The 17,863-nt window shown below is 36.3% G+C and carries 17 protein-coding genes; 8 read left to right on the forward strand and 9 right to left on the reverse strand.

The window, feature by feature from the left end; all coding sequences use genetic code 11:
- Positions 1-20: 20 nt before the first annotated feature.
- On the forward strand, positions 21-1,406 hold the full coding sequence (locus tag ACIGHG_RS12370) for an ABC transporter substrate-binding protein (protein WP_336473835.1): 1,386 nt from the start codon (positions 21-23) through the stop codon (positions 1,404-1,406).
- Positions 1,407-1,705: 299 nt separating this feature from the next.
- Here ACIGHG_RS12370 and ACIGHG_RS12375 read toward each other — a convergent pair whose 3' ends face one another.
- The 4 genes from ACIGHG_RS12375 to ACIGHG_RS12390 form a co-directional block, all read right to left on the reverse strand.
- Entirely contained in the window at positions 1,706-2,854 is a 1,149-nt protein-coding gene (locus ACIGHG_RS12375) for an LCP family protein (protein ID WP_336473834.1), read from the reverse strand.
- A 193-nt stretch (positions 2,855-3,047) separates the two neighbouring features.
- The gene (locus tag ACIGHG_RS12380; protein WP_336473833.1) at positions 3,048-4,232 is read right to left on the reverse strand and encodes an ABC transporter permease; all 1,185 of its coding nucleotides are present in this window, start codon (positions 4,230-4,232) and stop codon (positions 3,048-3,050) included.
- Positions 4,233-4,234: 2 nt separating this feature from the next.
- Positions 4,235-4,909 (reverse strand): ABC transporter ATP-binding protein, encoded by a 675-nt coding sequence (locus tag ACIGHG_RS12385; RefSeq protein ID WP_336473832.1) that lies wholly within the window; start codon positions 4,907-4,909, stop codon positions 4,235-4,237.
- Positions 4,906-6,006: an efflux RND transporter periplasmic adaptor subunit gene (locus ACIGHG_RS12390; protein ID WP_396548660.1), complete on the reverse strand. Its 1,101-nt coding sequence runs from the start codon at positions 6,004-6,006 to the stop codon at positions 4,906-4,908. Before ACIGHG_RS12390 ends, ACIGHG_RS12385 begins: the two co-directional genes overlap by 4 nt.
- 404 nt (positions 6,007-6,410) lie before the next feature.
- Between ACIGHG_RS12390 and ACIGHG_RS12395 the strand changes: the two genes are divergently transcribed.
- Together ACIGHG_RS12395 and ACIGHG_RS12400 are read left to right on the forward strand one after the other, a co-directional pair.
- Entirely contained in the window at positions 6,411-7,313 is a 903-nt protein-coding gene (locus ACIGHG_RS12395) for an ABC transporter permease subunit (protein ID WP_396548662.1), read from the forward strand.
- A gap of 1 nt (position 7,314) precedes the next feature.
- Positions 7,315-8,313 carry an ABC transporter permease subunit gene (locus ACIGHG_RS12400; RefSeq protein ID WP_396548664.1) on the forward strand — a complete coding sequence of 333 codons (999 nt, stop codon included), beginning with the start codon at positions 7,315-7,317 and terminating at the stop codon, positions 8,311-8,313.
- Positions 8,314-8,523: 210 nt separating this feature from the next.
- Here ACIGHG_RS12400 and brnQ2 read toward each other — a convergent pair whose 3' ends face one another.
- From brnQ2 to ACIGHG_RS12420, 4 genes are all read right to left on the reverse strand, one after another.
- On the reverse strand, positions 8,524-9,852 hold the full coding sequence (gene brnQ2, locus ACIGHG_RS12405) for a branched-chain amino acid transport system II carrier protein BrnQ2 (protein ID WP_396548666.1): 1,329 nt from the start codon (positions 9,850-9,852) through the stop codon (positions 8,524-8,526).
- Between the two features lie 406 nt (positions 9,853-10,258).
- Entirely contained in the window at positions 10,259-10,828 is a 570-nt protein-coding gene (gene cotJC, locus ACIGHG_RS12410) for a spore coat protein CotJC (RefSeq protein WP_090918527.1), read from the reverse strand.
- Between the two features lie 13 nt (positions 10,829-10,841).
- The gene (locus tag ACIGHG_RS12415) at positions 10,842-11,105 is read right to left on the reverse strand and encodes a spore coat protein CotJB (RefSeq protein ID WP_090918545.1); all 264 of its coding nucleotides are present in this window, start codon (positions 11,103-11,105) and stop codon (positions 10,842-10,844) included.
- Between the two features lie 7 nt (positions 11,106-11,112).
- Positions 11,113-11,328, reverse strand: coding sequence for a spore coat associated protein CotJA (locus ACIGHG_RS12420; protein ID WP_396548668.1), 216 nt, complete (start codon positions 11,326-11,328; stop codon positions 11,113-11,115).
- Between the two features lie 111 nt (positions 11,329-11,439).
- Here ACIGHG_RS12420 and ACIGHG_RS12425 point away from each other — a divergent pair, with 111 nt between their 5' ends.
- Both ACIGHG_RS12425 and ACIGHG_RS12430 read left to right on the forward strand, forming a co-directional pair.
- Entirely contained in the window at positions 11,440-11,823 is a 384-nt protein-coding gene (locus ACIGHG_RS12425) for a VOC family protein (RefSeq protein ID WP_336473825.1), read from the forward strand.
- 56 nt (positions 11,824-11,879) lie between these two features.
- The gene (locus ACIGHG_RS12430; RefSeq protein ID WP_336473859.1) at positions 11,880-12,659 is read left to right on the forward strand and encodes a DUF2935 domain-containing protein; all 780 of its coding nucleotides are present in this window, start codon (positions 11,880-11,882) and stop codon (positions 12,657-12,659) included.
- A gap of 287 nt (positions 12,660-12,946) precedes the next feature.
- Here ACIGHG_RS12430 and ku read toward each other — a convergent pair whose 3' ends face one another.
- The gene (gene ku / locus ACIGHG_RS12435; protein ID WP_336473824.1) at positions 12,947-13,756 is read right to left on the reverse strand and encodes a non-homologous end joining protein Ku; all 810 of its coding nucleotides are present in this window, start codon (positions 13,754-13,756) and stop codon (positions 12,947-12,949) included.
- Positions 13,757-14,129: 373 nt separating this feature from the next.
- Between ku and ACIGHG_RS12440 the strand changes: the two genes are divergently transcribed.
- The 3 genes from ACIGHG_RS12440 to ACIGHG_RS12450 all read left to right on the forward strand — a co-directional run bounded on the left by ACIGHG_RS12440 (position 14,130) and on the right by ACIGHG_RS12450 (position 17,634).
- Positions 14,130-14,408: a YkvA family protein gene (locus tag ACIGHG_RS12440; RefSeq protein WP_090918519.1), complete on the forward strand. Its 279-nt coding sequence runs from the start codon at positions 14,130-14,132 to the stop codon at positions 14,406-14,408.
- Between the two features lie 11 nt (positions 14,409-14,419).
- The gene (locus tag ACIGHG_RS12445) at positions 14,420-15,025 is read left to right on the forward strand and encodes a DedA family protein (RefSeq protein WP_336473823.1); all 606 of its coding nucleotides are present in this window, start codon (positions 14,420-14,422) and stop codon (positions 15,023-15,025) included.
- Between the two features lie 137 nt (positions 15,026-15,162).
- On the forward strand, positions 15,163-17,634 hold the full coding sequence (locus ACIGHG_RS12450; RefSeq protein WP_396548874.1) for a LamG-like jellyroll fold domain-containing protein: 2,472 nt from the start codon (positions 15,163-15,165) through the stop codon (positions 17,632-17,634).
- Positions 17,635-17,863 lie beyond the last annotated feature (229 nt).

Here is a 17,863-nt window from a genome sequence, read left to right on the forward strand (position 1 = left end):
GAGAAAAGGTGGATAAAAACATGAAGTTAGTAAAAAAAGGCTCTTTATTACTTACAGCAGTGGCAATGGCAATGTCAGTAGCAGCATGTTCAAGTTCGCAAACTTCAGTTAAAAATTCTTCACAAGAAAAAGCTGAAACAGCACCTGTTGAAAAAAATGGAAATAAAGTTGTTATACGTTTTTGGCACGCAATGAGCGGAGATCTACAAAAGAAATTAGATGCACTTGCAGCAGAATATAATCAGTCCCAAGATAAGTATGAAATTAAACCTGAATTTGAAGGCACATACGAGGAATTATTAACAAAATTTCGTAGTACAGCTACATCTAAAGAGGTGCCAGCGGTAGTACAATCCAGTGAAATTACAACTAAATATATGATTGATAGTAAAAAAATTACGCCTGTACAAGAGTGGATTGACAAAGATAAGTATGATACATCGAAATTAGAAAAAGCTATTACAAACTATTATTCAGTAAATGGCAAAATGTATTCTATGCCATTTAACTCATCTACACCTGTATTAATCTATAACAAGGATGCATTTAAGAAAGCAGGTTTAGATCCTGAAAAAGCACCTAGCACATATTCAGAACTAGAAGAAGCTGCGAAGAAATTGACAATAAAAGAAGGGAATACAACTAAGCAATACGGCTTCTCTATGTTAAACTATGGCTGGTTCTTTGAAGAATTATTGGCAACGCAAGGCGGCTTGTATGTAGACAATGAGAATGGCCGTAAAGGTTCGGCTGAAAAAGCATTATTTAATAGTAAAGAAGGACAAAAAGTGTTCACAATGCTTAATAACTTAAATAAAAGTGGGGAACTTGGAAAATACGGTAATGATTGGGATGGTATGCGGGCAGCATTTCAATCTGGACAAGTGGCGATGTATTTAGATTCTTCTGCTGGTGTTCGTAATATCATTGATACATCCAAATTTGATGTAGGTGTTGCATATATTCCTCATCCAGATGGCGTAGATTCAAAAGGTGTTGTAATTGGCGGGGCATCATTATGGATGACAAATATGGTTGGAAAAGAGACACAACAAGGCGCATGGGATTTCATGAAGTATTTAACTAAGCCAGATGTACAAGCGAAATGGCATACACAAACAGGGTATTTCGCTATTACACCAGCTGCGTATAATGAACCATTAGTAAAAGAACAATATGAGAAATATCCACAGTTGAAAGTAACAGTTAATCAACTTCAGTCTACAAAAGCATTACCAGCGACACAAGGAGCATTAATTAGTGTATTTCCTGAATCACGTGATGCGGTTGTAAAATCACTAGAAGCAATGTATGGTGGAACAGATAGTAAACAAGCATTAGATGATGCAGCGAAAGCAACAGACCGTGCTATTGAAATTGCAAACAGAACAAATGGTAAAAAATAATAGATGTTGTAAAGGGAAAAATTCATAAAATACACAGAGACTACCTTGAAAGCTGAGGTAGTCTTCTTATTTTCAAACGATTAAATGTTTGACTAGAGGGAACATATGTATAAAATAGCGACATTTTACCCTGCTATTTGTGGGCAGTAAGACCCCCGCCTCAAGATTCAGAGAGAAGTAAAGAAGATAGGTGAGGGCTTTCCGTCAGTGGGGATGAAGAAAACCCCCACTGACGGAAGTTTCACTTTATGCATTTATAAAAAGATAAGCCCTATTTTCATAGGACTTATCTTTTTGCATTAATTGTCATTTGTTTCGTTAGTAGTTATCTTCTTTGGCGCTTGTTGTTTAAGCTCTTGGTTTTGTTTTTTATCTGCATCAGTATCTTTATCTTGCATTACAGGTTTTGTATCAGCAGGGAGCCCAAGATGTTCGCGGAGCTGCTTTGAGATGTCAGCTATGTTTTTTTGATCAGGCATGTAATAATACGTGTGTTTCGGAGCGGAAGTAGGTTTACAAACTTTATCCTCTGCCATATAGCAGTCTTCCCCGGCTAGTTGAAGTTTTCCAATTGAAGAATTTATACCATATTTGTAGAATGATAACATATCGTCAAATGAGAAGTTTGTTTTAAATTCCCCATTAATATCATCAATAATTTTTCCTACTTTTGTGATGGATCCAGCACTTGCTAGTTTTTTAACAATCGCTTCAATGACAAGTTGTTGACGTTGGCCGCGCATCGCATCGCTATCAATTTTACGCGTTCTTGCTAGCGCAAGAGCTTGTTCTCCATTTAGATGTTGATACCCCTTATTGAGATGAATCGCATCAGCTGTATCGTTACTATCTTGTTCTGTAAATGTAACAGGTACATCTAAGTCAATTCCATCTAAATCGTTGACAACTTTTATGAAAGATTTAAAATTAAACCTCACAAAATAATCGACCGGAACGTTGAAGAGTTTTTCTACTGATTCGATCGTAGATTGAGGCCCACTGTCTTTTCCATTTTTTGCAACCCCGAGTGAATATGAGTTTGTAATTTTATCTTTTTTCTTCTCTACTGGAATGTATGTGTATGTATCACGCGGAATACTTACTAGTTTTACTGTTTTATTATCTTTATTAAACGTTGCAAGTAACAGTGCGTCTGGATGAAATGCACCAGAATACTCTTTTTCACGCCCTTGATTTTCATCAATTCCCATAATTAACACAGATACGTTATTGGAAACGGGTTTAACCGCTTGTTCGCGTAATTCAGACTTTTCACCACGTTCTAAATTTTGAGAGGCATTTTGAACAGCGGAAGAAGCTTTATTTACTAAAAACCAAGCGTAACCTCCACCGCAAATTAAAAACAAGACAATAATGAACATTGTAATTTTTAGCTTTTTATAGCTTTTTTTATGCTTATTTTCACGTAAATCCGTTTTTTCATCCATTTTATATGCTCCTTCATCAATAATGGGGGCTAATTTAGCCCCTGCATCAATTAATTATAATTCTTTGTTATTAAAAAGAATATTACAAGTTATTTACATTTTTAAAATTTTCTTTCTTTTTTAATAGTAAGTTAGGTTTTGTTTTTCATATATCTGTAGAAAAAAAGGTTGCCATATTTAGCAACCTTTTTTATTATTCATATCGCAAGCATTCAATCGGATCTAGCTTCGCCGCTTTATTTGCTGGAAGTAAGCCGAATGCAATACCGATTAACATGGATAGTCCGACCGAGATTAAGCCTAATTTCACTGAGACAACGAATGGCCATTCAGCAAATATCGATACGACCCATGCAAAAAAGATACCGAGCATAAACCCGATCAAACCGCCTAATGCTGTTAAAATACAAGATTCAATAAGAAATTGTGTTAATACTTTTCCGCGCGTTGCACCGAGTGCTTTACGGACTCCGATTTCACGTGTACGCTCTGTGACGGATACAAGCATGATGTTCATAACACCGATACCACCAACTAATAATGAAATGGCTGCAATACCACCGAATACACTTTTTAAGATACCTGTGAAGTTATCAATTTCTTTTAGCACTTCTTGTGGATCTGGTACTTTAAATTTTCCTGTTTGCTCTGGTTTTTTAGCATCGTTTAATGATTTTACAACTGCATCTTGTACAGCTTGCTTATCTTGACCAGGAGCGATTTTTACTGTGATGCCATCATACTTATTTTTTCCAAATAAAACAGGCCAGTTTTCAGCGGAGATGATACCTTCTTTTAATTCGGTGATACCCCCCATCCCTCCTTTCTTAGAGTATACGCCGACTACCTTATAAGGAGTACCCTTTATATCTACATATAAATTTGATTCCCAGGAAGAGAATAATTTATTAAAGGCACCTTTGCTTAATACAATCGTATGTCCAGGTTTATCTAAATCAGCACTTGTTAAAAATCTGCCGTGTTCAAGTCGAAATTTAGAAGAATCATCAAAGTAATCACCTTTAGCACCAGTTACATCAATATCTAAGTCTTTTTTTCCTGCATATACTTTCGCTTTGCTTCCAACATCAGGATAAACATCTTGGACACCAGGAATTTTTAAGACATTGTCATACATACTCGCTGAAATTTTACCGTCCATATCTGCAATATCTTCTGTGCTATAGTTTACTGTAAACTGATCTGTCTTTTCTTTCCCGATTTGTTCACGGAATTTAGCATTTGTTCCATCACCAATAGAGATAATGGTAATAATCGCACTTACTCCAATAATAATTCCAAGCATTGTTAAAATAGAACGCATTTTATGAGCGAAGATGGAGGAAAGGGCCATACGTATATTTTCATTCATGTTCAAGTTTAACCTCTCCAATCTTGGACGATCTTTCCGTCACGAATTACAATTTGGCGTGATGCCGCTTCCCCAATTTCCCGGTCATGGGTGATCATAATAATGGTAGAGCCTTGTTTATTTAATTCGTAAAAGAGATTCATAATTTGTGTACTTGTTTTTGTATCAAGTGCACCAGTCGGCTCATCAGCTAAAATGAATTTCGGGTTATTCACAATTGCACGGGCGACAGCGACACGTTGTTTTTGTCCGCCTGATAATTCATTTGGTAAGTGAGTTGCTCGGTCAGCTAGCCCTACTTTTGTTAATGCAGCTAACGCACGTTCACGTCGCTCTTTTTTATCTACGCCAGCATAGATAAGTGGTAGTTCGACATTTTGCATCGCATTTAGGCGAGGGAGCAGCATAAAGTTTTGGAATATAAATCCAATTTCTTTATTACGAATGTGCGCCAGTTCTGTTTCGGACATGTTTGAAATATTTTGCCCAGCTAACGTGTATGTGCCTAGTGTAGGTCGATCTAAGCAACCAATGATATTCATTAATGTTGATTTCCCGGAACCAGATGGTCCCATAATGGAAGTAAATTCACCTTGATTTAGTTTCACATCAATTCCATGTAGAACTTGAACAACTTCTTCTCCGTTTTGAAAAGACTTCGTGATGCCTTTTAGTTCAATCATTTAATGACAACCTCCATACCATCTTTTAAATCTTTTTCTGGTTGTGAGATTACTTGCTCACCTGTTTTTAAACCGGAAATTTTTGCTTCGCTGTCTGTTTCAAACTCAATGGTAATGGCTTGTTCTTTTGCTTTTCCATCTTTTACAACGAATACGACATTTTTATCACCTTTTTTCACGATACTGCTTTTTGGAACAACCATACCGTTTGCTTCACCTGATTTTGCTGTTACATAAACATGGAAGCCAGGTTGCAAGTCATCATTATTATCCAATGTAATAATGAAAGGGTAATTAGAAACTGTTTTGTTTTCATCCAGATTTTTCAATGGTGTTGTTCCAATTTCTGTTACTTTTCCTGTCCATGTTTTTCCTGGCACTGTTTTAGATGTAACAGAAACCTCTTGGCCAACTTTCATTTGAGAGAGTTCATATTCAGATAATTGTCCTTTTACTTTTAATGGGCCAGCAGTGCGAATCGTAATACCGCTCATAGCAGCTTTTTCGTCTGTACCTTTGTTAATATCTTCGATTGTGCCATCTACAGGACTTGTTACTGATAGTGCATTTTCTTTTTCTTTATTATTTTCAATCATTTGATTTGCTTTTTCGACTTCAAACTTTTTTGTTTCAAGCTGCGCTTCTTGTCCTTGAACTTCTTGCTCAGCAGCTTTTAACATTTCACTCGTAGCACCAGATTGTTTTGCTGTTTGTAGCTTTTGTTTTGCTGCATCCAGTTGTTTTTGCAGGAGTGCAACTTCTTTCTCGGCTAGTTTCTTTTGCATTTCCGCTTCGTTTTTTTCTAGTTTAATAGATGAATTGTTATATTTAAATAATAACTGCCCTTTTTTTACTTGATCTCCTTTTTTAACGGCAATCTCATAGTTACCTTTCGTTGGATCAAATGCAATTGTTTCGATACCGTTCGGGATGACTTCACCGCCAAATTTTTGCGCATTTTCAATTTTCTTTTCTGTTACCTTATAACCGCTATACGCCATAGCCGTGTCAGATCCGCCAGCTAACGCAAAGTAAGAACCAGCACCAATTCCGATTGTTGCTAAACCGACAATTAATAATTTTGTTTTCTTTTTCATTGTATTTTCACCTTTTCGTGTCGTTTTTGTCTCTGTAACTCTTAGTATAAGGGGGAGACTAAATCTGACAAAGTGTTTTATCTTACAATAGTATTACATTTTTGTAAGGTTTAAATTAGGAGATGTAGGATTAAGCGTGAAATAAAAAAAGCCAAGGCCTCTTTTTTTAGGTGGGCGAGAGGAACCGGCCATGCATAGAAGCGGTCAGAGCCTTCTTCTGCCACGTGCAAGGTTTAAAATAAAGAGAGATAACAAGAGCGGGGCATGTTTCGTTCTGCATAGCAGCGACTTATAGCGAGGGTTCTTCATAGAAAAACAAAATAAATTAATAATTAACAGAAAATATTTACAATTTAGAAAACATTTTATAAAATGGGAGGAAAAGGATTGGGGTCGGAAAAAATATGGCAAAGAGGGTGTTTATACATAGTTCGGAAGTCATTGTGCAATTTTTCTTATCGGTGATCGGAATTATTTGTGTAGGAGCATTACCTGGTTTGTTTCAAGGCCTAAAAGTAGATTTTCATAAATATATAGAAACGATTAAGATGGTATGCAATAGTCTACTACATCTATCATCGATGACGTATATGCCAGTTAGTAATAGTGCAAGACCAACACCAAAACCACTATTTCCACAACTATTTATCCACTATAAAGAAACGATGATTATTTTTTTAGCAGCTTTTTTTATTTCACTTTTGATTGCCTTTTTAATTGTCTATATCGTTGTACGAAGTAATGCTAGAGTTCAGAAGAAAATTAAATCATTTTTACTCTTTCTTGAATCTATTCCAGATATTCTTCTTATTATTGGCTCACAGCTTTTCGTTATTTGGATTTTTAAACAAACAGGTATTTTAGCTGTAAGTATTTCAGGGGTAGGGGAGCAATCCGTTCGAGGATTACCAATTATTTGTTTAAGTGTACCGACAACGATTATGTTTGTGAAACTAGTATTATTGCGTTTTGAAACAGAACTTGAAAAAGATTATGTTCTATTTGCAAAGGCAAAAGGGCTGGATAAGCTTTATATTTTAAATCATCATGTTTTACGTAATGTGTTATTAAGTACGCTTTTTTTTACAAAAACAAACATTTGGTTTATGTTATCTAATTTGTACATTATTGAATGGATGTTTAATACATACGGTATGTTTGTATTTGTAAGAGTAGCTGCCGAGGAGCATTTTGCAACAGGTATTCCTCTTTTTACAGTTAGTTTGCTGCTGCTTTATATACCTATTTTTATTATTTTTAAGCTGTTTCATTATCTTGTACCAAATGCAATGAAAGAGAGGTTATAAGATGTGGCAACATTTGAAACGTGATAGGCGCTTTTGGGTTAGTTGTTCATTTATTATCATATTCCTTTTGTTAAGTATTGGAAATTCGATTTTTAACGATGGACATATTCGAAGGGTGTCCATTCAGTATAATGAAGATGGAACACCAGTAGTACCTCCCTTTCCACCTTCGTTTCAATTTTTGCTTGGAACAGATCAAAAGGGATTTGATTTATTAAATTTAGTAATTGAAGGAGCAAAATGGACAATTGGAATCTCCATACTCATTTCATTGTTACGTATTGTATTTGGTATTTGTTTCGGTGCTTTTCTCGGTATGTACGTCAAGAGAGGGTTTACAAAATTAGAAGCTTTTTTTGATAGTTTTACAATTATTCCGATGATTATGATTGCAGCTTTTTTATTCCGACATGCGATTCAGTTTGATAGCGGTGAAGAAATGTCAACCTTTTTTGAACGAGCTTCATTTGAAATTATTTTATTAACGGCGCTCGCAGTTCCTACCCTTTCTTTATACATTGCAAATGAAATTCGTAAGGTATTAACAGAAGAATTTATTGATGCTGCTAAAATTTTAGGAGGAAGTAAACGGCATCTTCTTATAAAACACGTGTTTCCACATTTGTACCCAACCTTTGTCATTGTATTTATGCAGCAGTTTGTACAGACTCTTATTATTTTCTTGCATCTCGGTTTATTAGGTTTATTCTTTGGGGGAACGGTAGTGTTTTTTGAGGGAGAGATCAATTCTTTTACTCATGAATGGTCAGGTCTAATTGGGGTATACTTTCGTTCTTTATCAGTGCACCCATGGATTCCTCTTGTACCTATTACCTGTTTTGGATTCACCATTTTTTCAGGGAATATGATTGTGAAATGTATCCAGGATGCGGTGGCGAAAGCAAAGCTAGGAGAGAGAACAGAGCAGGAAGAAGGAGAAACGACGCAATCTATAACACAAACGAAGGAAGAATTGTTTGTATTTAAGCATACGATGTGAAGAACGTAGAGGTTTTTTATATAAATGTAAGTTCAAAAGCCTCTTTTTTTAGGTGGGCGAGAGGAACTGGCGATGCATAGAAGCGGTTAGGACCTATTTCTGCCACGTGCGATGGTTCCAAAACAAAAATAGAAAGCGAGTGCGGGGCATGTTTTGTTCTGCGCAGCAGTGACTTATATGTTAAAGGTAAAATAAAAAGACTAGGGCTCCCTAGTCTTTTGATTTTGCAGAAACTTCACCTTCAGCTTGTGATTGCGGAATAAAGTAACCGACAATACCGCCGATAATTGCTGGAACGATCCAGCCAATTCCTAGTTTGTAAAATGGAATTGCACTTGCAAGGGATGTAATGGCAGATGGCATCATGCCGATGTTATCAAGTGCATGAATGCAGCTTATAATAAAGGCCGCAATCATTGCGCCGATATACACACTAGGTTTTCTTTTCGTATATTTATCAATAAACGATACGAAAATTAAGATAATTGTAATCGGATAAAGGATGATTAATACCGGTAGTGTCAGTTTAATTAATATGCTTAATCCTAAGTTAGAAATGATAAAGCTAAAAATACAAACCCACAATACAAGTTTTTTATATGAGACATTTGTTAATACGTTTGAAAAGTAGTTTGCAAATGCACTAACAACACCAATTGCTGTCGTTAAACAAGCGAAAATAATGGCTAGGCTTAATAGTATGTTGCCGCTTGTCCCAAATAATTGGTACATAATTGTCGCTAATAGTTGGCCACCGTTTTCGAATTGTCCAAGGTGCCCGTTTGATGCGCCAATATAACCTAATGCAAAATAAATGACTGTTAAAAATAAAGCTGCAATACTTCCGCATATAATCGTATATTTTGTAATTGCCTTTTTATCATTTACTCTATTTTGACGAATCGCATTTACAACAATGTTAGATAATACAAGTGCTCCAATCGCATCTAATGTTAAAAAGCCTTCTAAGAAACCTTTGAAAAATGGAATTTCTTTGTAGTCACCAACAGGAGTAGCGAACGAGCTTGTTGGTGAAAGAATTGCTTTTGTTGCCATAACCACAATAATAATGAGTAAAATAGGTGTTAAAATTTTTCCGATGTGATCCACTAGTTTGGAAGGATTTAACGATAGGAAGTAGGTAATCGTAAAGAAAATTCCTGTAAAGAGCAACATAGAATACCAGTGATCTTGAAAAAGCGGTGCAATTCCGATTTCGTATGAAACAGATCCTGTACGCGGGATAACGAAAAGCGGTCCAATCGAAAGGTAAATAATGATGGCAAAAATCGTTGCGAATTTTGGATGAACACGGCTTGCAAGGGTTTTGAAGCTACCTCCTGCTAATGCAACTGCAACAATTGCTAATAGTGATAAACCGACATCGGTAATTACAAATCCTGCGATAGACACCCACATATTCTCTCCAGATGAAAGGCCAAGCAGGGGCGGAAAAATCATATTACCAGCACCAAAGAAAATCGCAAATAGCAATAAGCTAATCGAGAGAATTTGGGATGGTTTTAAAGTTGTACGCATTCTATAGAAGTCCTCCTAGATATTTTTGTCGAAAATTCAAATAATTTGTCGAATTGATGTTTTTATTTTAATGGTCTGATGATTAGAAAGCAACAGGTAATTATTAAAAAATTAATAATTGACTCACTAAGTTGAATAATCATTCTAAGGAAAGGAAGAAGATTTTGGGATTGTTTATTGGAAGATCAACTATATAAGTAGAAATTGAAACAATGAAATAAAACCCCTTTTCTTTTTAGGAGGGCGAGAGGAACTGATCATGCATAGAAGTCGGTTCCTTTTTCTGCTGCGTGCGATGAGGGGAAAACAAGCAGAGCTGAAGAATGAAGAAGTGTAATTTGATAAATTATTTAAAGCGAATAGCAAAATATAATGCACATACTGATTACAGTATGTGCATTATATTTTAAAAGTATATTTGTCGATCTCGTTCTTCTTTTAATATTTCGACCGCTTCTCGAAAGCGTTGGGAGTGAACAATTTCGCGTTCTCGTAGAAAACGTAATCCATCGTTTAAATCGGGATCGTCGGACATATTAATGAGCCATTGGTATGTGGCTCTCGCTTTTTCTTCTGCGGCGATGTCTTCATATAAATCTGCAATTGGGTCTCCTTTTGCTTGTATGTAGGTTGCTGTAAAAGGGACGCCTGCAGCATTGTGATAGAAAATAGCACTATCATGATCAGCGTAGTGAGCATCAAGACCAGCCGCTACCATTTGGTCAGGCGTGGCATCTTTTGTTAATTTATATACCATTGTTGCAATCATCTCAAGATGTGCAAACTCTTCGGTTCCGATGTCTGTTAATAAACCAATAACTGTGTCGGGAATGGTGTAGCGCTGATTTAAGTAGCGCAGTGCAGCAGCTAATTCGCCGTCGGCACCACCGTATTGTTCAATTAAAAATTTTGCGAGTTTTGGGTTGCAAGTACTTACCTTTACAGGATATTGTAATTTTTTTTCATATATCCACATATTTTCCCCACCTTTACATTTGCCATGGCCAAGGTCCTTTATTCCATTCCCAAGGAGCTTTTGAATAACTATTTCCAAACTGTTGAAGCGGTCCGTATTTTTCTTCAATTTGCTGTTTTAATAGTCTGCGTTTATAGGAAAAATCATTAAATTGTTTAATGGATGCAACGTCATCAGGATGGGTATCTAAATAGAGGGTGAGTTCTACGAGTACAAAATCGAGTTCCTGCATTTCTTCCATCCATTTATAAAATTCATTAGGAAGTGGTTGCGTCATAATAGCCTCACCGTCCTTTTTTGTAAGGATTTTCATAATAGTCATATAAAGCAGGCCACAGTGTCCCTTTCTTTAGTGCTTCACTTGGAGGGAATTGCGGTAAGTTTGGCGGCTGAAATCCCATATATAAATGCGGCGGGGTAAAGTAGTATTTTTTCCCGATGGGTGGACAGGGGTCTTGCGGACTGTGATACGGTGTGTATGACTTCACAGATTTATCCAACTTATACACCTCCTTTGGAAAACATCGCTATTATGTATTGTATTCAAACATAATTATCGTTTATGACTCATATACAAAAACTAATAGATGGGAAAGGGGAAGGAGGATAAGATGATACATTCTGTTGTGTTAGAGGTCAGTGATTTAAAGAAAACATTATATTTTTATGAAGGTATATTAGGTTTTCGGCCAAGTATAGAAAGGCCGCAATTAGATGTACCTGGGGTGTGGTATGATGCAGGGGAAATGCGGATTTGCTGTGTTCTAAATAGGGACAAAGAAGCTGCTCAGTGTGAACAATTTCTTCCGGAAATCGAAGTGAATATACAGCTGCATGAAGTGGAAAATTTATTGAAAAAGTTAGATTACTACCAAGTTATGTACACAGAACTGGAAGATTATATAGAGAAGAAAAGAGTATTATCTGTTTATGATCCCGATCAGCATATGATTCAGTTGCAATCACAATATGAGAGTGGGGATTCCTTATCATAGGCAAAAGGTGCATGAATATATATAATAAGAAACGTCCATTGTGAGGGGGAAATATGATGGATCGAGCTTATGAAGAAAATGCATTATTCGAGCATCGGTTTTGGTTAAGGATTTTGGAAGATCATGCTCATTTTATAACGGATGCTTTAGCTCCTAAAGAAAAAGAGGAAATCGAGCGAGCAATGTATTTTATACAAAAGTTTGATGAATTGAAAAAGAAAATTGGAACTACTAACTTAATTGCACTTGCAAAAGAGGCAAATGAAGCGGCAAATGAAATAAGAAAGTTTAAATTGCATATTTTACATAAACAATTAGAAGGGAAAATTTCTATTCATTTAACACCGACATTTCTTAATCACATGGTTAATGAAGTCGAAGAATACATAACGATACTGAAATATTTAATGGAAGGAAAAGTGCCTCCTCTTTTTCACGAATTACACCATCATCTTCTTTGGTTAATAGATGCAGCCGGTCATGCAGAAGCCATGTCTACCGGATTAGATTCTGTTGAAAAACGTTTAAAAGAAAAAAGTGAAGAATATGAAAAGCATTTTGAACAATTATATTTAAAAGCTGTTGAAATGGCTGGTTATTTACGGACAGAATTAGTATCTTTCCCTGCTTTAAAGAAGTTCACAAAAGATGTTTCGCTGGAAATTACTTTATTTTCGCGTTTTCTTCAGGAACTAGAAGAGTTAGAGTTATCGGGACAAATGCTAAGCTCGCTTTCGGGGAGAATGCCAGATCATATGGCAAGGGAAGAGTGCTATTATTTATTAAAACTGGCGCAGTCTTCAGGAATTGAGATTCCAAATTGCAAACCCTTTTAGGGAAATGAAAGGCCAATTTATCCCGCTATTCGTAGGCAGTAAGACCCCTACCTCAAAATTTAGAGAGAAGCGTTGTCCAGCTCTAGCGGCTAGAATCTCCGGTCGTTTCGCCCCTTCGACGAGGCAAAAAGCGCCTCTTTGTCAGGGACGTGGGCGTCCTGCGCTTCTGAGCGAGCCGCTTCCGCTTTTCTAAAGAAGATAGGTGGGGGACAACTGTCCGTAAAAGCCCGATTGGGCAGGCTTTCCATCAGTGGGGGATGAAGCTCCCCACTGATGGAAGTTTCACTTTATTTGGCCTTTCGTTTTTGTAGTTTCGTTTTTTGTTTGGTTTGTTCAATACTGGCGTTTAATGTTTCCATAATGTCTACAATGTTTTTGGAAGGGAAAATTGTTTCTGTTTTTTCATCATGTTCTATTTTTTCTTCAATGAGATTAAGGAGAGCTTCTCGATATTCGTCTGTATATTCTTCTGGTGTAAACGGAGTGGTAAGATGATGAATCAGGTTCATTGCTGCAACAAGTTCTTGTTTTTGGATGGGGATTTCTTCGTGTTTTGGTAGATTTGGAATGTTTTCAACTTCTCGGATTTCATCGGAATAGTGAATGGTTTGTAGCAGTAGACCTTGACCAAAATTGCGGACAATTGCTAAATGCTGCTTTTTACGAAGAGATATATGTACAAGACCTAACTTATTCGTTCGATCAAGAGCCTCTTTTAATAATAAATATGCTTTTTCTGACCCAGTAGTAGGACCAACAAAGTAGGAACGATCGAAAAAAATAGGATCTATTTCGTCACTTTGAATAAAGGAAAGAAAGTGTATTGCTCGTAATTCGTGGGTTCGTTTTAAATTCTCTAATTCTTTCTCATCTAAAATAATGTATTTATGAGGTTCGTATTCGTAAGCTTTCACAATATCCGTTTCCTCTACTTCTTCATCTAAACAATTGGGAGCAATTTTTTTATATTTAATAGGAGTAAGACAATCTTTATGAAGATGTAATAACTTAATATCTTTTTCTTCTACTGCACTATACAATTTAATCCCAATTTTGAGTAATCCAAATGAGAGAGAGCCTTTCCAAATTGTATACAAAAGAATATCCTCCTTTACACAAAATCATTTATAAAGAAAATGAATATGCTTAGTATGTTAGTAATGAGGGATTCCTATACAGAGACTTCTTGTTATGAGCTGTTAGGGCTATTAGCTAATGCATGAAACGTTGACTTTTTATATGAAATCTTTTAACATAGCGGTATAAAACATGTATATAAAGGGGAGTAGCTCTTGCAGCAAAGTCGTCATTACAGGGAGAAACCCTCGGCTTTGTTGGCAACAATCGTGTTGTTAGTGAGACCTTTACCAATCATGGTAAGGGCCCCTTATTGTCTTTTTAGGACCTTTACCATTTCGGTAAAGGTCCTTTTTGTATGCAGGAATAGGAGAACGAGAGAGGAGAAGGAATATGAGAAAATTGTGGAAAAGAGTACGTCTAATCTTTCAAGTACGTAAATTCATTCCGTTTTTAGGTGAATTCTTTATATCGAAGGATGTTGAATTGAAGAAGAAAATGCTTTCTATCTTATTCTTATGTGGATATGTCATGTTTCCGTTTGACATCATTCCAGATTTTTTATTGTTTTTTGGTGTGCTAGATGATGTAGCGGTAATTTTGTTTATTTTGCAGCGCATTGTGAAGATGGCTCCTGTTCATTTACAGGATAAGTATGGACTAATAGAGTAGGAGAAAGATAGATGGAACAACTGATTTTAGATTTTATTAATTACTTAAAACAATTTTCCTATTTTGGTGTTGTGTTAGCTTTAACGTTTGAGTTTGTCCCAGCTGAAGTTGTATTGCCGCTCGTGGGCTATTGGGTATATGAAGGTGATATGAATTTTTGGATTGCCGTTTTAGCGGGTACAATTGGAGGAACGACAGGACCGTTAACATTGTATGCTTTAGGATATTACGGGGGCCGTCCTCTATTAATAAAATATGGAAAGTATTTCTTTATTAAAGAAGAACAAATTCAAAAAGCAGATCATTTCTTTGCGAAATATGGTCCAGTGGTGGCATTTACAGGGCGATTTGTTCCAGGTGTACGTACGCTTATTTCGATTCCGTGCGGTATGGCGAAAATGAATATTTGGCAGTTTATCATCTACACATTTGTTGCGATGTTCCCATTAACGGCACTTTATATTTATGTCGGAATGAAACTAGGTCCGCATTGGCACAAGGCTGGTGCTATGGTGGAGCAGTATATGCTGCCGGTGTTAGGAATGATAGCTGTTTTCTTAATTGGGGTCGTTATGTACAAGCTTATTAAGAAAAAAAATAGAAGAGAATATCGATAAGAAAACCGCCGTATTTTGGCGGTTTTTACTTTGTTTTACAAATTTTTAACAATTTTTACCTTCATTTTATACTAGTTTAATAACGTTTCGCTAAAATATTCTTGTATTTTACAATATACGCGAGGAGGATTTTTGTGATTAAAAGGACGTTGTGTAAAGTGAAAGGTCTTATTGGTTTTTTAACAGTTTTCTTTTTAGTATTTACATCTTTTTCTTGGACTAGTTTTGCGGAAACAAAAGAAGAAAAAACAGAGAAAGGATCGTCTGAGAAGAAGCTTGTTTTTCCGGTGTTAAGTGATGTACATATTAAAAATAGTGGGACGGATGATACGTTTCGTTTTCAAAGAGCGCTGCAGCAATTAAACGCAGTAGCTCCAAACCAAGATGCCTTTGTAGTTGTTGGTGATTTTACAGACAGCGGTTCGACGCAACAGTATGATCGTTTCTTCCAAACTTATAAGCAATATGGAAATCAAAATGCAACTGCTATGTATGCTTTAGGTAATCATGATTATTGGAATGGATTAATTGCGCATGATGCACAGAAACGTTTTCTTAAAAAAACAGGAATGGAATCTATCTATTATCACAAAGTTGTAAAAGGCTATCATTTTCTTGTGATGAGTCCGGAAAATGGAGTGACACATGGATATTATTCAGATACACAAATTAATTGGTTAAAACAGGAATTAGTAAAAGCGAAGCAAGCTGATCCAAGTAAACCAATCTTTGTCTTTTTACATCAGCATATTAAAGGAACAGTGTACGGGAGTCATGAATGGGGGACAAATGATAGTGCCAAAATTAATGAAGTCTTAAAAGAATATCCACAAGCTGTAACGTTTTCTGGTCATTCTCATTATCCACTTGATGATCCAAGGTCAATTCATCAAAAAGATTTTACGTCTGTTGGGACATCATCAGTTAGTTATATGGAAATAGAAAAGGGAAAAGTACAAGGAAATATTCCGCCGGGAGCTGAAACATTAAGCCAAGGCTTATTGGTAGAAGTTGACGATCAAAAAGTGACGATTCATCGCCGTGATTTTCATAATAACTCTTGGACAGGTGAGCCGTGGGTAGTTGAACTTCCAGCAAAGAAAGAATCTTTCAAGTATACAGAAGATCGCGATAAGGAAAAGCCGGCATTTTTACAGGATGTAAAGCTGAAACTTTCGAATATAACAGAGACATCTGTGACAGCGACATTTCCACAAGCTGTAGATAATTTACTCGTTCACTCATACCGTTTGCAAGCAAAAGAGAAAGCAACAGGAAAGGTGAAAAACCAGCTTTTAGTCTTTTCCGAATTTTACCGGGATCCGGTGCCTAAAGAGTTGACATTTACATTAGGTGGACTAGATATTAATACGGAATATAACATAGAAGTAACACCATTAGATTCATTTGGAAATGAAAGTAGTGCTCCTTTGCGCGAAGAATTTGAAACGAATACAGAAGTAATCGATCCGAATGCGAAAGTACCGAAAGCAGATGTATTCGATGTGAACTTTTTAGATGGTACTTTTAAAGACTATTCATTGTTTGGTGCAAATGGAAGTGTAAAAGGAAATGTAGCAATTGAGTATGAGAAACCTTTAAAGAAACACGTAATAAAATTAAGTGGGCAGGATAATACATATGGATATATTCCATTTTCAAATGAGCAAAAAGAAAAGGTAAAGGATTCCTTTACACTTGAAGCAGCGTTTTCTATGAATCAAATTCGTAATCAAGCAATTATGGAAAATACCGAAAGCGGTGGAATTGGATTTGAGTCAACAGGTTCTGGTTATGTAGAATTATGGGCACATATTGGTGGCAGTTATAAACATATTGGTGTACAGCTAGAAGCTAATAAAACATACCATCTAACAGGAACATATAATGGAAGTGAACTTGCAGTATATGTAGATGGGAAAAAAGTAAATAGTCAGCGAGTAACAGGGAAAGTGTATCATCCAAACGTACCATTTGCGATTGGAGCAGATCCAACAAGCGCTGGTAATGGTAATGTTCCGTTAAATGGAAAGGTTGCACTTGCAAGACTATATAGTAAGGCGTTAACGCCTTCTGAAGTGAAAGCAGCTTATAATGAGTTTCATAATCGGATAAAAATAGAAGAGATCCAAAACTTATATGAAGAAATGAATAAGGTAAAAGAAACATTGGCAGGTACTTACGAATTTGGAGAGAAACCTGGTCAATATTCACAACAAGCGTTTGTTGAATTACAACAAGCATATAATGGTGCAAAAGAAACATTTGAAAGAATGACGGTAACAAAAGAAGAAATCGTTACAATGTATCAATCATTACAAACGGCACATCAAACCTTTTTAAATTCTAAAGTGGCAGAAGAAAAGCCACAAACGGCGAAAGAAAAGCTTCAAGTAAAGATTAATGGAGCAAAAGATTTCTTAACAAAGATACAAGTAGGAACAGAGGTAGGGCAATACAAGCATGAACCAGTGAAAGCATTAGAGCAAAAAATACAAGTAGCCGAAGCGGTTGTACGTGATCAAAAAATGACGGATCAACGTGCAGATAGTATGCAACGTGCATTAGAGGATGCCATAGGGCTTGCTGAGAAAAGTATAAACAAATAGGGCGGGGAAGAGGCTTGTCATGGACAAGTCTCTTTTGTGTGAGGATCATTCGGGACTTGAGGAAGTAGAATATATATAAATCCAAATTAAAAACCTGACATAGACACCTTTTCTTTTTAGATGGTCGAGAGCGTCTGTCCGTGCGTAGAAGCGGTCAGGGCCTTTTTCTTCCACGTGCGAAGTTCAAACAAAGAGAGAACGAAAGTAGCAGGTTATTTTTGTTCAGCAT

Origin of the sequence: Bacillus sp. NPDC077411 (genome assembly GCF_044543425.1) — a bacterium.
Lineage (GTDB): Bacteria > Bacillota > Bacilli > Bacillales > Bacillaceae_G > Bacillus_A > Bacillus_A bruguierae.